Annotated in this window: 15 protein-coding genes; 9 read left to right on the top strand and 6 right to left on the bottom strand. The window is 39.2% G+C overall.

Annotated elements, in window-relative coordinates; all coding sequences use genetic code 11:
• The first annotated feature begins 35 nt into the window (after window positions 1-35).
• The 4 genes from pepP (at window position 36) to AC2117_RS13205 (ending at window position 4,280) form a co-directional block, all read left to right on the top strand.
• Window positions 36-1,355 (top strand): Xaa-Pro aminopeptidase, encoded by a 1,320-nt coding sequence (pepP, locus tag AC2117_RS13220; RefSeq protein ID WP_133974692.1) that lies wholly within the window; start codon window positions 36-38, stop codon window positions 1,353-1,355.
• Window positions 1,356-1,386: 31 nt separating this feature from the next.
• A complete protein-coding gene (gene ubiH / locus AC2117_RS13215; RefSeq protein WP_133974690.1) occupies window positions 1,387-2,595 on the top strand; it encodes a 2-octaprenyl-6-methoxyphenyl hydroxylase in 1,209 nt (402 codons plus the stop codon).
• Window positions 2,592-3,824 carry an FAD-dependent monooxygenase gene (locus AC2117_RS13210; RefSeq protein ID WP_133974688.1) on the top strand — a complete coding sequence of 411 codons (1,233 nt, stop codon included), beginning with the start codon at window positions 2,592-2,594 and terminating at the stop codon, window positions 3,822-3,824. The genes ubiH and AC2117_RS13210 overlap by 4 nt, the downstream gene beginning before the upstream one ends.
• A gap of 204 nt (window positions 3,825-4,028) precedes the next feature.
• Window positions 4,029-4,280, top strand: coding sequence for a hypothetical protein (locus AC2117_RS13205; protein ID WP_133974686.1), 252 nt, complete (start codon window positions 4,029-4,031; stop codon window positions 4,278-4,280).
• Between the two features lie 59 nt (window positions 4,281-4,339).
• Here AC2117_RS13205 and AC2117_RS13200 read toward each other — a convergent pair whose 3' ends face one another.
• The gene (locus AC2117_RS13200; protein WP_133974685.1) at window positions 4,340-4,741 is read right to left on the bottom strand and encodes a MerR family transcriptional regulator; all 402 of its coding nucleotides are present in this window, start codon (window positions 4,739-4,741) and stop codon (window positions 4,340-4,342) included.
• Window positions 4,742-4,806: 65 nt separating this feature from the next.
• On the opposite strand from AC2117_RS13200, the gene AC2117_RS13195 reads away from it, so the two are divergent.
• Window positions 4,807-5,448, top strand: a complete 642-nt coding sequence (locus AC2117_RS13195) for a cation transporter (protein ID WP_133974683.1) — start codon at window positions 4,807-4,809, stop codon at window positions 5,446-5,448.
• Window positions 5,449-5,504: 56 nt separating this feature from the next.
• On the opposite strand, the gene AC2117_RS13190 is transcribed toward AC2117_RS13195, so the two are convergent.
• Window positions 5,505-6,107, bottom strand: coding sequence for a LysE/ArgO family amino acid transporter (locus AC2117_RS13190; protein WP_133974681.1), 603 nt, complete (start codon window positions 6,105-6,107; stop codon window positions 5,505-5,507).
• A 105-nt stretch (window positions 6,108-6,212) separates the two neighbouring features.
• Between AC2117_RS13190 and AC2117_RS13185 the strand changes: the two genes are divergently transcribed.
• Entirely contained in the window at window positions 6,213-7,103 is an 891-nt protein-coding gene (locus AC2117_RS13185; RefSeq protein WP_133974679.1) for a LysR family transcriptional regulator ArgP, read from the top strand.
• A 130-nt stretch (window positions 7,104-7,233) separates the two neighbouring features.
• Here AC2117_RS13185 and rsmI read toward each other — a convergent pair whose 3' ends face one another.
• Window positions 7,234-8,070 carry a 16S rRNA (cytidine(1402)-2'-O)-methyltransferase gene (rsmI, locus tag AC2117_RS13180; protein ID WP_133974677.1) on the bottom strand — a complete coding sequence of 279 codons (837 nt, stop codon included), beginning with the start codon at window positions 8,068-8,070 and terminating at the stop codon, window positions 7,234-7,236.
• Window positions 8,071-8,279: 209 nt separating this feature from the next.
• On the opposite strand from rsmI, the gene AC2117_RS13175 reads away from it, so the two are divergent.
• From AC2117_RS13175 to AC2117_RS13165, 3 genes are all read left to right on the top strand, one after another.
• The gene (locus AC2117_RS13175; RefSeq protein WP_003652834.1) at window positions 8,280-8,681 is read left to right on the top strand and encodes a YraN family protein; all 402 of its coding nucleotides are present in this window, start codon (window positions 8,280-8,282) and stop codon (window positions 8,679-8,681) included.
• Between the two features lie 77 nt (window positions 8,682-8,758).
• Entirely contained in the window at window positions 8,759-9,466 is a 708-nt protein-coding gene (locus tag AC2117_RS13170) for a BON domain-containing protein (RefSeq protein WP_042898263.1), read from the top strand.
• 3 nt (window positions 9,467-9,469) lie between these two features.
• Window positions 9,470-10,333 carry an alpha/beta hydrolase gene (locus tag AC2117_RS13165; RefSeq protein ID WP_133974675.1) on the top strand — a complete coding sequence of 288 codons (864 nt, stop codon included), beginning with the start codon at window positions 9,470-9,472 and terminating at the stop codon, window positions 10,331-10,333.
• A 28-nt stretch (window positions 10,334-10,361) separates the two neighbouring features.
• On the opposite strand, the gene nudC is transcribed toward AC2117_RS13165, so the two are convergent.
• The 3 genes from nudC to dnaQ all read right to left on the bottom strand — a co-directional run bounded on the left by nudC (window position 10,362) and on the right by dnaQ (window position 14,256).
• Window positions 10,362-11,105, bottom strand: coding sequence for an NAD(+) diphosphatase (nudC, locus tag AC2117_RS13160; protein ID WP_133974673.1), 744 nt, complete (start codon window positions 11,103-11,105; stop codon window positions 10,362-10,364).
• Window positions 11,105-12,748, bottom strand: a complete 1,644-nt coding sequence (locus AC2117_RS13155) for a chemotaxis protein (protein ID WP_133974671.1) — start codon at window positions 12,746-12,748, stop codon at window positions 11,105-11,107. Before AC2117_RS13155 ends, nudC begins: the two co-directional genes overlap by 1 nt.
• Window positions 12,749-12,870: 122 nt before the next feature.
• A complete protein-coding gene (dnaQ, locus tag AC2117_RS13150; protein ID WP_133974669.1) occupies window positions 12,871-14,256 on the bottom strand; it encodes a DNA polymerase III subunit epsilon in 1,386 nt (461 codons plus the stop codon).
• Window positions 14,257-14,288 lie beyond the last annotated feature (32 nt).

Below are 14,288 nucleotides of genomic sequence, written 5' to 3'. Positions count from 1 at the left end.
TTTTAACTTTAAAATTCTAAATCAAGTAGATCATTATGAAATTGCCTCAAGCTGATTTTCGACATCGTAGAGACCGTCTGGCAGAAAAAATGGGTCCAAACAGTATTGCAATTATTGCAACGCGTGAGGAAATGTACCGTAATCGTGATGCGGATTATAAATTCCGCGCCGATAGTAGTTTTTTCTATTTGACGGGCTTTGCTGAGCCTGAGGCGGTTGCTGTCATTGAAACTTTCGAGGACGATGATTATAGCTATAGTCTTTTTTGCCGTGAACGCAATCGTGAGATGGAAATCTGGAATGGTTTTCGTGCTGGAGTTGATGGTGCAGTTGAAGACTATGATGCTGATGAAGCATACGTAATTGATTTGCTTGATGAAGAGATTATTGAAAAATTATTAAATAAAGAGCGTCTTTATTATCGAATTGGGCACAATGCTGCGTTTGATGCGCGGGTGAGTCAGTGGATTAAAAAAGCAGATGACGAACACCGACATGAGAGTGCTCCAGCTCAATTGCTCCAGCTCGACCGTATTGTTGATGAAATGCGTTTGGTCAAGTCACCACAAGAACTTGAGCTAATGCAAATTGCTGCAAACATTAGTGCCGAGGCACATACTCGTGCGATGCAAACGGTACACCCAGAAATGATGGAATATGCTCTTGAAGCTGAACTCAATTATATTTTTGGGAAAAATGGTTGTGTCCCGTCTTATAACAGTATTGTAGGCGGTGGTGCGAATGCTTGTGTTTTGCACTATGTTGAAAATAATAAGCCATTAAAAAATGGTGATTTAGTCTTGATTGATGCTGCATGTGAATATGAATTCTATGCTTCGGATATTACCCGTACTTTTCCAGTAAATGGTAAATTTAGTGCTGAGCAAAAAGCATTATATGAAGTTGTATTGGCTTCCCAATATGCGGCCATTGACGCAGTTCGTATTGGTAATTCTTACCGTGAACCTCATGAAGTTGCAGTCAAAATTTTAACTGAAGGCTTAGTTAATTTAGGTTTGCTCAAAGGCGAAGTTAACGAACTTATCCAAACCGAAGCATACCGTCAGTTTTATATGCATGGCACAGGACATTGGTTAGGTATGGATGTACACGATGTTGGATCTTACAAAAAAGGTGAAGACTGGCGTCAATACGAAGAGGGTATGGTTATTACAGTGGAACCTGGTTTATACATTGCGCCAGATGATGAAACTGTAGATGAAAAATGGCGTGGTATCGGTATTCGTATTGAAGATGATGTGGTCGCAACATCGAAAGGGCCACGAGTTTTAACTGCTAATGTAGTTAAAGATATTGCAGATATTGAACATTTAATGGCGCAAGCTAAAGCATAATTAAACGTATTCGCCCAAGGAGCAAAACTCGATGCAACAACAAGTGATTATTGTAGGTGGGGGTATGGTTGGTTTGAGCCTTTCGCTCATGCTGGCGAAGGCCAATATTGCGGTAAAGCTATTAGAAGCTGTGAAATACCCAAACTATGATGATCAAAATGTTGCCCCTTACCATTCGAGTTTTGATGCACGTAATACGGCTTTATCACGTCGTAGCGTACAGATTTATCAGAAGCTAGGGTTGTGGGATGCATTACAGCAACATGCTACTCCAATTTTACAAGTTCACATTACTGAGCAAGGCAGTTTTGGTAAAGCACGCTTAATCGCAGAGCAAGAAAAAGTTGAAAGCTTTGGGCAAGTGATTGAAAATGCTTGGCTTGGTCGTGTTCTGTTAACTCAAGTGCGTCAACAACCTTTGATTGAGCTGATTGATGGCGTACAAGTTACGGCTTTAACTCAAGATGCTGAACAAGTGCATATTGAAGCTCAACGTGGTGAAGAAACCTTAAAACTTGAGTCAAAATTATTAATTGCGGCTGATGGACGCGATTCTTTTTGTCGTCAGGCAATTGGCGTTGGTGTGGATGTCCATGATTATGATCAGGTTGCAATTGTCACTACGGTTCAGACATCAAAACCGCATGAGCAGGTAGGTTTTGAACGGTTTAGTGCTTTAGGCCCTTTAGCCTTATTGCCTTTGCCTGGTGAGTACCGCCGCTCGGTCGTATGGCCTGTGAAAAAAGGCACCGAAAATGAATGGCTAGGTGAAGAAAATGACCAACACTTTTTAAGTGCTTTGCAACAAACCTACGGTGATCGAGCGGGTAAATTTGAAAAAACGGGTAAGCGTTTTAGTTATCCACTTTCACAAGTGCTTGCCCATAAACAAGCTGTTGGCCGCGTTATTTTAATGGGGAATGCAGCACATACAATTCATCCGGTTGCAGGACAAGGTTTTAATTTATGCCTACGTGATGCAGATGTTTTAGTGCGTTATTTAGTGAATCAGTTAACCAGTTCTGATGATCTAGGTGCCCCTGATAACTTACTTGCCTATGAACAAGCTCGATTATCAGATCAGCAGCGAGTAATTAAGTTCTGTGACACTGTAGTCCGTGGTTTTAGTAACCAAAATCCATTATTAAAATTAATTCGTAATACGGGTTTAATCGCATTTGATGTCATTCCGGGTGTAAAACCATTGGTGGCTAACTATGCAATGGGGTTAAAAGCATGAGTGAAGTGTTGGATGTCGTCATTGTTGGTGGTGGATTGGTTGGTGGTTTAACTGCTTTATTACTTGCGCAAGGTGGCGTACAGCCCACAGTGCTTGATGCGGCTCCTGTACTTGATGTTGAGAAAACATTAAGCGTGATGAATCCACGTGTTTTAGCGCTCAGCCAAGCGACTATTCATTTGCTGAAAACGGTAAATGTTTGGGATGATCTTGCACGCCAAATGCCTTATACAGGCATGCAAGTCTGGAATCTTAATGGCTATGGTGAAATTAATTTTGGCCAAGAGTCGCAACAAAGACCGATGCCAGAGCAAGCCTTGGGTTCTATGGTAGAGCCAAGTGTACTGAATGTCGCTATTCAACAAAAAATGTTGCAACAGCTTACAGATTACCGTACCCAAGTGCGTGTTACTCGTATTGAGCAGGGTGTTGGTTGTTGGCATATTCAATTGGCAGATGGTACTACGCTTAAAACTAAACTGCTTATTGGTGCAGATGGCGCTAATTCATTTGTTCGTGAACAGGCTTTTATTGACCTCGATGTACTGGATTACAAACAAGCAGCGATTAGCTGTGCCATTAGAACTGCAAAACCTCATCATTATGTTGCCCGTCAAATTTTCTTACCTACAGGACCTTTGGCATACTTACCTATGGCAAGTCTTGAAGAAACTGAAAACGGCTACTGGCAATCAATTGTCTGGACACTACCAGATGATTATGCCGATGAATATTCAGCTTTAAACGATACCGATTTTATGCAGCTTTTAACTCAACAAAGTCAACACATGTTGGGTGAGGTGTTAGAAGTTCGTTCTAGAGCACAATTTCCGCTGAAAGCTCGTGCTGCAAAACAATATGTAAAAGCAGGCTTAGCTTTGCTTGGTGATGCTGCACATGTGATTCACCCACTTGCTGGACAAGGGGTAAATATCGGCTGTCTGGATGCAGCAGTGCTGTGTGATGCACTGCTTCACGATTTAAACCGTGGTGCATGGGCTCATGAACAAACTTTAATGCGTTATGAGCATCGCCGTAAAGGTCAGAATGATGCAATGATGCATAGCATGTCGGCAATTGGTTGGCTTGAAAGTAGTGAATTATTTCCAATAGTTTGGGCTCGCAATATGGGGCTTAAGCAGGTTGAGCAGACTCCTGCTTTAAAAGAGCGATTTATGCAACAAGCAAATGGTTTAGGGGCTTTACAAAGTACCCGCTATAGGCATTAAAATATTTACTGGGCCTATTCTACTGAGCGAATTAAATGCCAGTAGATAATTTTTGAACAATCATTTATATATCATTACCAATTTGGTTATAAAAGATACGTAATTGACCAAATTGGCTCTTTGCTAAATGCAAAGAGGTTGCTAAATTTCTGAGGTCTTGGGACCATAGCAATGATGCAATAAAATCATTCTGGGGAGTGTGAAATGTCAGATATCAATGATTATGAAGATGCAGAAGATTCTGCTGTAGATGAAGATGAAGCGAAAGCAGCTGAAAGCGGTGCGGCTGATGAAGAAGCAGGCAGTATGAGTGATACTGATCTTGCTGCGGCAGAAACGCTGACTGTCACTGCTAAACAGAAACAGCGCCAAGCGCTGGAAGATGAAATCGCCGCATTTTTAGCTCGGGGTGGGAGAATTACCGAAGTTCCCCCAGATGAACATAGCGATCATTAATCTTAAAAAGCATCACATGAGTGGTGCTTTTTTATTTGTATGAATTTATCAAAATAGATTTAAAGAGAGCTTTGCAGTTCTTTTAAAATCCCACATTCATCTACTGTTCGATTGGTAGAGCAGTGCTGTTTTAAATCAATTAAAGATTCCTTTAAAAGCAATAATCGTTCAATTTTTTCTGATACTTCATTTAAGTATTTATCTACTAAGTTATCAATTTTTGTACATGCCTGTTTAGGCTGAGTTTTCATTTCTTTTAATGTTTTAATATCACTGAGTGAAATATCGAGTTCACGGCAATGCTTAATAAACAATAGGTCACCCAGTGTTTGCTCAGTATAAACACGATAATTATTTTCTGAACGTTGGATACGATCAAGTACACCTACTTTTTCGTAATAACGGATCGTATCAATTGGAACATCCGCTTTTTTTGATAATTGACCAATAGAAAGATTCATAAGGCTTGACTCTGGAGCTACTCAAGGGTTTCTAATCACTATAAAAGAGTTCTTGAGGAAATAAAATGGCTGGATGTGGTTGTGCTTCGACATGTTCTCCTTCAAAGAAAGTGAGTCCACGATTTAGAAAAGCGTTATGGATTGCACTTGTCATTAATGCATTGATGTTTGTGGTAGAAATTTTTGGGGGTTATAAAGCCCAATCAGTTTCACTGTGGGCAGATGCATTAGATTTTGCCGGAGATGCAGCGAACTATGCGTTATCGTTAGTCGTTCTTTCGATGAGCTTATATTGGCGTGCAACGGCGGCATTAGTGAAAGGAATAACGATGGCAGCTTTTGGTATTTTTGTCATTGGAAAAGTGGTCTGGTCATATTTTCATGGTGTTCCACCCGAAGCTATGGTGATGGGCGCAATTGGCGTGATGGCTTTAGTTGCTAACGTTTCTGTCGCGCTTATGCTTTACGCATTCCGTGATGGAGATGCCAATATGCGTTCTGTCTGGTTGTGCAGCAGAAACGACTCTATTGCCAATGTTGCGGTAATTCTAGCGGCGGTTGGAGTATTTGGAACAGGTAGTGTATTTCCTGATTTATTTGTTGCCTTTGTCATTGCGTACTTGGGCGTATCTTCTGGCTATGCTGTTATAAAACAGTCACAGCAAGAAAGAAAACAGTCAAAACTGGTGTTGGGCTCAGAAGCATAGTTTTGAGTGCATAAAAGTACCATTCAAACATGGTACTTTTTGCTGTTTTAAATGAACTAGATGAGTAGTGATATTGCGATACTCCACATAACGCAACCAATAATAAAGTCTAAAACCTTCCAAGCTTTTGGATTGGTAAATAACGGTTTTAATAATCTTGCACCATAGCCCAAACTGAAAAAGAAAATCCACGAGGCTACAATGCTGCCCAAAGCAAAACTAATTTTGTCTTCTAGCTGGGTTGCCACTGAACCAATCAGAACAATGGTATCTAAATAGACATGTGGGTTGAGCCAAGTAAAGGCAAGACAGGTCACTAGTGCTTGAGTTAGAGTCTGTTTTTGACCGCTACCAAGCTCCATGCTTTGGGTGGACTTAAAGGCCGCGTAGAATGCTTTCGCGCCGTAAACCAATAAGAACGTTGCCCCTAAATATTTAGCGACCGTAATTAAGATCGGTGATGCGGTCATGATTTCGGCAAAACCTAATACACCAAAAGCGATTAGAATCGAGTCGGAGAGCGCACAGATTAAACATAACCAAAATACATATTGCTGTTTAAGGCCTTGTTTTAAAACAAAAGCATTTTGAGCTCCAATTGCTACAATAAGTCCGCTACCAATACCGAAACCTTTAAAAAATATACTAAGAGAGAACATAACAATAAGGTGAAAAAATCAGATGTAGGAATTATCTGACTTTTTATTAAGAAATAAGTAAAATTAAGAATATTTAGGTTTGGCTAAAAAATATTTAGGTTTGATATGTTAGATAGCAAACAATGTGAAGCCTTTCTTGCAGTAGCAGAAGCAGGAAGTTTTGATGCGGCAGGAGAGCATTTATATATTACGCCCTCGGCAGTATCCTTACGTGTGCAGGCCTTAGAAAAGTATTTAGGCCAAATTTTAATTATACGTGGTCGTCCATGTGTACTCACACAAGCTGGGCAAACGCTACTACAGCATTTACGTCATACACGATTAATGGAGCAAAACTTATTACAAGGTTTGATGGGTAAATCATCTGAATCAGAGTTCTATAAAATTGCTCTAGCTTCAAATGCAGATTCGTTAGCCACTTGGCTTTTACCTACCATCCAGCAAACGCTTTTTAAAGAAAAAATAGTTTTAGAACTAAAAATTGATGATCAATCTCATACTCATACTTTATTAGAAACTGGACAAGTCAACGCCTGTATCTCGGCAGAAGAGCAGGTCATGTCAGGCTGTTTAGCTCAACCGCTCGGGAAAATGCGTTATAAAATGTTGGCTTCGGCCGAATTTGCTGCCGACTGGTTCAAACATGGCGTAAACCGAGAAACTTTAAGAAATGCACCAGCTGTCATTTTTAACCATAAAGACCTTATGCATTCAGAGGTCTTACTGAAATATTATGGATTGTCCTTGCAAAGCTATCCTTATAGTTTTATCCCTGCTACAGATGCCTTTGTGAAAGCAATCCAGTTGGGTTTGGGATATGGCATGGTACCCGAGCTTCAGGTGCAATCTTTATTAACCAATGGAACTTTAGTGGACGTAATACCCAAAGCTGAGCTCGACATCCCGTTATATTGGCACCATTGGAAAAGGCAGTCTAGACAGTTAGATGCACTGACGGAGACTATTGTGGAGTCAGCAAAACACATATTGAGATAGCGTTTAGGTATTTTTAAAAGCCATAAAGTTTATTCCAGTTTTGAAGTTGTTTTTATCTTTAATATTATTATGCAAAATTTTGGCATGGTGATGACACAGACTATTCATCATCACCATGCTTAATTTTTAACTAAGCTTGAGTTAATTCAAGCGCGCGTTGATAAGCGATTTTTTTCTTAATGCCTGTTAAATCGGCAGCAAGTTGAGATGCTGCTTTAACAGATAAGTCTTGAAGTAAGCGCTTTAAAAGCTCATCTAGTTTTTCTTGCTCTAGATCTGTTTTTGCAGCTGCACCACCCACAACCACTACAATTTCACCTTTTTCTTGGTTATGGTCATTTTCAATGAAGCTGACCAAATCTTTTAACGTCATTTTTTTGATGGTTTCAAAGGTTTTAGTAATTTCACGTGCAAACCCTACAGGACGGTCTTCACCAAATACCTGAGCCATATCTTTAACAGACTCTAAAATACGATGGGGTGCTTCATAGAAAATTAAGGTTTGGGTTTCGTTTTTAAGTTTTTCTAATTGAGAAATACGTTGCGAAGCTCTAGATGGCAAAAAGCCTTCAAAGCTAAAACGATCACTCGGTAAACCTACCGCACTTAAAGCAGCAATCGCAGCACATGCACCTGGTACAGGAACGACTCTAATGCCATGCTCTTGAGCAGCACGGACTAATTTAAACCCTGGATCACTAATGAGCGGTGTACCTGCATCACTAATTAACGCAACGCTATCGCCGGCAAGTAGTTTTTGAACTAACTGCTCAATTTTATTACTTTCATTGTGATCATGACATGCAGTAAGTTGAGTCGATATATTATAGTGTTTAAATAATTGTGCAGATTGGCGAGTATCTTCGGCAGCTACAATAGAAACTGATTTTAAAATATCAATTGCACGGAAAGTCATATCATCTAAGTGCCCGATTGGGGTGGCTACAACAAATAACTGAGCACTCATTTGGTTTTACTCCGTACAGATAAACAATTTTAATGGGGTAGTTTACCCGAAATTATGATTTGGGCGTGAACAATGTCTGCCAGCTTGAGCTTTTCGAAGGTGATCTGATTTTCATTTGTTCAATTCAGATTTGATAGGGCGGATGAATTTAAGAAAATAAGTTACGTATAAAGACATGTAGGGATGCTTTTTAATTGGGGAAAATAAAAATGTTATTAGCACAGCAATTGGGGAAGTGGGCAGAGCAAACGGCTTTGAACCTTTTACAAGCACAAAACTATGTGTGGGTCACAAGTAATTACCATTCACGCCGTGGCGAAGTTGATTTAATCGTCAAAAGAGGGCAAGAGTTAGTTTTTGTTGAAGTAAAAGCACGCACTATAGGAAATTATGGGCAGGCTTGTGAAATGGTAACGTGGACAAAACAGAAGAAAATTATCAAAACTGCGATGCGTTTTTTACAGCGCTATCCATCTTATCAGGATTTTTATTGTCGTTTTGATGTGATTTGTTTTGATTTTCCACAGAAAATTGCAAAAACAGTACAGCATGACTTTTCAAAATTCCATTATGATCTGCAATGGATCGAAAATGCATTTACTTTGGATTAAGAGTTCATTACTCTTTTGAGCAAATTTAAGTCTGATGCTTTATGATCAAGCCAAGAAATTGATAGGAGTCTGGTGGAGTGTTAAAACGTATTGCTGTAACAATGCTTTGTGTCGCAAGTTTATCAGGTTGCGCAAGTTTTATTTCTGGTGGAACAGGCACAGCTCCAGTGGGCACAGATAGTGGTGTCCGTAGTCTAGGCCAAGTATTCATTGACTCTTCAATTAAACGTACAGCAAATATCAATATTTATAAACTTGATCAACGTTTCAAGCAGTCGCGTATTAATATCGAAAGCTTCCATAGTACAGTTTTATTAACTGGCCAAGTTCCAGACCCGTACTTAAAACAATTGGCAGAAGATAATCTTAAAGCCATGAGTGATGTGAAAGCTGTACATAACTATATTACGGTGGGTAACAAAGTCAGCTATAACACCATCATGCAAGATGCGGGTGTAACAGCAAATACACGTGCTCTTTTAATGAAGGCACCTGTGGTTTCTGATAGTAAGGTTCTGGTACATACCGAAGACGGCGTGCTTTATGTAATGGGGCGTTTAAATACAGCTGAAATTAATGATTTAAATAGCGTCTTACAAAACGTCGGTAACGTCACCAAAATTGTCACTTTAATTGATAATATTGATTTGGCGCCTGCACCAGCAGCGAGTGCGGGTAGCACAACGACTACACCGATTATTAATAATGTCATTGCTCAGCCAACAGTTCAAACACCTGTTGCAATTGATCCTGACCAAACAGCTCCTGCTTCGACTGCACAGTAATATATGAATCTGATTGAACAACTGCAAAGCAAAATTGAACAGGCGCGAAGTCTTTATAAAGAGTTCCGCCTGTATGATTTGGGGAGTTTTGCTTTAAACCGTTTTACGCCAAAAGATGGTTTTGAACAGGTTCCAAATATTCGTTATGGTCTAAAGCCTCGCCACCGTTTGGATATTTACCGATCAGTTAAAAAGCTAACTCATCAACCTCTCATTGTTTTTGTGCATGGTGGAGCTTGGCAGCATGGTAACAAACGAGATTATCTTTTTATTGGTGAGACATTTGCCAAAGAAGGTTATGACGTTGCTGTTATTAACTACCAGTTAGCACCTAAAAATATTTTCCCAAGTTTTGTTGATGACCTGACTCAGGCATTGAATTATTTGCATCAAAACCAAGGAAAACTGGAAATTTCTACAGAAAATATTGTACTTATGGGGCATTCGGCAGGGGCATTTAATGTGATGTCTGCTGTTTATCACCCAAAACCAAACGCTATTCAATGTTTGGGCAATATCAAAGCGATTTTCGGTTTAGCTGGCCCATATCATTTTGACTATAAGGGCGATCCAATGGCCGAAGATGCTTTTGACCAAAGTATTTCTTATCAAGAAGTGATGCCATATTATTTCGTTAATCAAAATAGTATTAAACATTACTTACTCATGGCTGAAAATGATCAGCTTGTCGGTAAAGAAAATACTTTAGATTTGGATCGTGCTTTAAGGCAAAGTGGAAATCACAGCCATATTGCCGTGATTCCTAAAACTGGCCATATTACAATCTTGGCCAGCCTTTCTAGTTTTATTAGTCATTATTTCAGGACTAAAAGAACTATTTTGCATTTTCTTGAGGAAGTGTTTTAAACGAGAGTATCGCTTAAAACACAACAGATTACCCAGTTTGGGTAATCTGCATAATCATTGAATGAGCAATACTACCTTTAAATGGAATTTCAGGTAATTGATCAATTTTGAAGAATTGTGCATCTGCAATTTCTTCTTCTTGCAGCTTAATTTCACCAGACTCATATTCTGCTCTAAACGCAACCATAAGGTTACTTGGGAAAGGCCAAGGTTGACTTGACATATATTGAACATTTTTGAGTCGTAGGCCTACTTCTTCAAAAGCTTCGCGTTGTACTGCTTCCTCTAGAGTTTCACCCACTTCAACAAAGCCTGCAATCAAACCATACATGTTGGTTTTATTGTGGACTGACTTTGCCAGTAAGATTTCATCATCCCCTCGAGTAATGACGGTAATAATGCACGGGTTTACACGAGGATATTGGTGATAACGACAAGAAGGGCATACCATTGCATATTCAGTTGGATGAACTTCGGTTGGGTGTCCGCAGTGACTACAAAACTTATGATTGCGTCGCCATTCAAGTAACTGAACAGCTCGGCTTGCTTGCAAAAACTGTTCTTTCGACCAACTTGTAATGAGTTGGCGAATTGGAACTAATTGTAAGCCTTCAGGGATAGCTTCCTCAGCAAGTAAGTCACGTGCAATGACCTGCTCATCATGAGTGAAAAGTAAATCACTTGCTAACTTTTCGACTTTGGGTAGTTGAAGGTTTTGATCAACCAGTAATTGTTGATGATGGAAAATATAAGCAAGTGATAATTCAGACATTAAGCTGCCTTTTTTTGAAGTTGTTGACTACTCGACAATGCTACATTAAACATGGATTGTAGAACAGGTTGTTTATTTTTTAAATTGTCAATCAACATGTCAAGGCCTGCTAATACGTTAAAAATACAGTGAATTTGGTCTGTATTAAACGGCTGGTTTTGTTCAAGTTGCTGTTGAACAAATTGAGCAGTTTGAAGTAGAGCATCTTGTTGAATGGTACTTCCTAGAAATTCGGCTGCACCCGCTAGCTCTTTTAATGAACCTGCAATTGCTTCAATATTTTGTGTCGGATCATTTGCATACAACGTAAGGCTCTGACAAATAAAATCAATTAAATTTTTTGTCTCGATGAGTAAAGCTTGATGTGCCTCATCAAGGCGATCTAAAGAAATATTTGTATTGTTCACATTAAGCTGTAAACGACTAGATGTATATTGGCGTACCAAAATACCAATTGAGTTCATGGCCGACAAAATGCTGTCCATAAGCTGCTGAGCATAGTTTTCATTACTTAATATATTGAGCTGACTTAAACTGCTCGCTTGTTGAGAAAGCTCAGATGCAGCTTCATCAAGATTAAGCAGTTTAAATGTATAGGCTAATTGCAAAAGACTCGTTTGTAATTGCTGTGCTTTTTCAGGCGACATATTTTGATAGTTATATTCAATATCATTACGCACTTTGTTCATTTCGCTCAATATTAATTGGCTGACTGTGTGCATGGTATCAAAGTCAGGCCCATAAAGATGACGGCTTAAAACGAGCAATTGAGTGTCTGTAGGTATTTCTTTACCGATATGGAGTTGGCTGCGAATATGGTGCGCAACTTCATCTTCTTGAGCGATAACAATACTTAAAATATCTGCAAGTGCAGCCAAATCAGGCTTAAAAGTTTTAGGACTTGCTAAGAACTGACCAATATAACTTTCAATATTAATGAGTACACGTAGGCGTGAATCATTTAAAAGCAGGTTATCAATATGGTCGAAAGCATAATTTACGAGTTGCCAATATTGTTGGCTTAGCTGATGGTTTGCCATGCTAACCAAATAAGTACCAATCAGTTTAAAAGCTTGAAAATTATGATTAGCTTCTGTCTTGTTTAAAAATTGATGTAGAGATAGCTTATAAAGTTGATGAATAAACTGAGTTGTTTCATTAATGAATACTTCTGGTAAAGGAAGTTCAAGAGAAGTATTTGCAATTAATGGAACAATTGCTTGTCCTGAAGATGTCAGGGGCTTATTTAAAGCTAATTCTAAATTGTTTAAAGTATTAAGAAGAAACTGAGGGACTTGTAATTCACGCAGGCAGATAAAATCAATATATCGTTTTACCATGGTCGTGCCTTCACTCAGCGCAACCACATCATTGGTGTTAATTTGCGTTGGCTTGGCAATAATTTTTTGCATCAGCTCAGTTGAATATTGAGTGATTTTTGCAAGATAGGGGATATCAATTAAATGGAGGACTTGAGTGCATTGCTTAAATTGTTCTAATGCATCATCAATGCTAAAAGGGAGTGTTTGTTCCTCAATTAAAGTACTTACTGCGCCTTCAACCAGTTTTATTGAACGATCAATTTCATGTTTAATGATGAGTAAAGCTGTTGGATCGAAATGAATCGAAGTATGCTCAGACATAAACGTTCCCCTTTGCAAAAAAATCAATTGTTATATTCGTAGTGCTCGATAATTTGAGCTAAAAATCTATGTGACTAATATAACTTAACTTACAAAGGGGAAAAGCTAAAAACGCTAAAGAATCAAAAATTTATTTTTGCAAAAAGGCAAGGTTCTCCATGTTTTTTCTCAAATTCTTTGACCCAAGTCTCATGTGTATTTAGCTCTTCTTCGGAAGGAAGAATAACGGGGAGTTCAATTTGAACTCTGGTTTTATTTGCTGTGTTCAGGCTATTTTCACTTTGAGATAAGGCATCTATATCAAAAGAAACCTGCCCACCTGTCATTGCTAGGTAAACATCTGAAAGAATTTCAGCATCGAGTAATGCACCGTGGAAAGTACGGTCACGTGCTGGAATTTCATAACGTCTTACAAGGGCATCAAGCGAGTTTTTTTGTCCTGGATGCTTGCTTTTCGCTAAGGCTAACGTATCTGTTACCTCACATACTTCAGAAAGCGCGGGAAGGCCTGCGCGTCTAAACTCCATATCAAGGAAGTTCATATCGAAGGTTGCGTTATGGGCAATAATCTCTGCGCCTTTTAGATAATCAAAAAGCGTATCGGCAATCTCTGCATAGAGCGGTTTATCTTTTAAGAAATTATCACTAATACCATGGATATTTTCTGAGTCACCCACTGGTTTTTGCGGGTTAATATAAATATGAATCGAGCTACCGGTGAGCTTCCGGTTAATCATTTCAATGGCGCCCACTTCAATAATGCGGTCACCATCTTGAAAATAAAAACCAGTGGTTTCTGTATCAAGAATCAGTTGTCGAGGCCCTTGTAATTTTAGTTTGGCTTCGGTCACAACAACTTGAGGATGAATATTACTAATTGGTTGCTTACTTTTTGACTCAGCAGGTTCAACTTCAATAACTTTTTCGTCCACAATAATCATCTCAACTTCTTCAGGCTGTTCAAGATCAATATTATCTTCTTCGGTTACTTCTGCCATATCAAACCCAAAGGGGTCATCAAGTAACCAATCCTGTTCAGGCTTTTTTATATCTTGTAGGGCCGTCGCTTGAACTGTTTTTTTTTGCAGTGCAGTTTGATCAGCTCCGATATTTGCAAGCTCATCGGCCATTTCGTTGCCAGCATGTCCAGCATGGCCTTTAATCCAATGCCACTCAATATTTCGACCTGCACAGACAGCATCTAATTTTTGCCAAAGGTCAGGATTTTTTACATCCTTCCAGTTTTTCTTTTTCCAGCCATGAATCCATTCAGTAATCCCTTGCTTCACATAATTTGAATCTGTCCAGATAATTAAATGAGCATCGGTTGGGCAAAATGCAACGCCTTCAATCGCAGCAGTGAGCTCCATGCGGTTATTGGTTGTATCCGGTTCACCGCCAAATAATTTATGTTCACCCTGCTCGGTAATGACATATGCGCCCCAACCACCTAAACCCGGATTGCCGCGACATGCACCATCAACATACAGTGTGATTGTTTGAGACATAAATCGAAACCTAAACTAAAAGAAAAAGAACT

The sequence above is a fragment of the Acinetobacter calcoaceticus genome (assembly GCF_900520355.1).
Lineage (GTDB): Bacteria > Pseudomonadota > Gammaproteobacteria > Pseudomonadales > Moraxellaceae > Acinetobacter > Acinetobacter calcoaceticus_C.
This window is presented reverse-complemented; position numbering and strand designations above follow the sequence as displayed.

Bases quoted from the DNA above. Each gene is read 5' to 3' on its own strand.
- pepP (WP_133974692.1), top strand. From the start codon at position 36: ATGAAATTGCCTCAAGCTGATTTTCGACATCGTAGAGACCGTCTGGCA.
- ubiH (WP_133974690.1), top strand. From the start codon at position 1,387: ATGCAACAACAAGTGATTATTGTAGGTGGGGGTATGGTTGGTTTGAGC.
- AC2117_RS13210 (WP_133974688.1), top strand. From the start codon at position 2,592: ATGAGTGAAGTGTTGGATGTCGTCATTGTTGGTGGTGGATTGGTTGGT.
- AC2117_RS13205 (WP_133974686.1), top strand. From the start codon at position 4,029: ATGTCAGATATCAATGATTATGAAGATGCAGAAGATTCTGCTGTAGAT.
- AC2117_RS13200 (WP_133974685.1), bottom strand. From the start codon at position 4,741: ATGAATCTTTCTATTGGTCAATTATCAAAAAAAGCGGATGTTCCAATT.
- AC2117_RS13195 (WP_133974683.1), top strand. From the start codon at position 4,807: ATGGCTGGATGTGGTTGTGCTTCGACATGTTCTCCTTCAAAGAAAGTG.
- AC2117_RS13190 (WP_133974681.1), bottom strand. From the start codon at position 6,107: ATGTTCTCTCTTAGTATATTTTTTAAAGGTTTCGGTATTGGTAGCGGA.
- AC2117_RS13185 (WP_133974679.1), top strand. From the start codon at position 6,213: ATGTTAGATAGCAAACAATGTGAAGCCTTTCTTGCAGTAGCAGAAGCA.
- rsmI (WP_133974677.1), bottom strand. From the start codon at position 8,070: ATGAGTGCTCAGTTATTTGTTGTAGCCACCCCAATCGGGCACTTAGAT.
- AC2117_RS13175 (WP_003652834.1), top strand. From the start codon at position 8,280: ATGTTATTAGCACAGCAATTGGGGAAGTGGGCAGAGCAAACGGCTTTG.
- AC2117_RS13165 (WP_133974675.1), top strand. From the start codon at position 9,470: ATGAATCTGATTGAACAACTGCAAAGCAAAATTGAACAGGCGCGAAGT.
- nudC (WP_133974673.1), bottom strand. From the start codon at position 11,105: ATGTCTGAATTATCACTTGCTTATATTTTCCATCATCAACAATTACTG.
- AC2117_RS13155 (WP_133974671.1), bottom strand. From the start codon at position 12,748: ATGTCTGAGCATACTTCGATTCATTTCGATCCAACAGCTTTACTCATC.
- dnaQ (WP_133974669.1), bottom strand. From the start codon at position 14,256: ATGTCTCAAACAATCACACTGTATGTTGATGGTGCATGTCGCGGCAAT.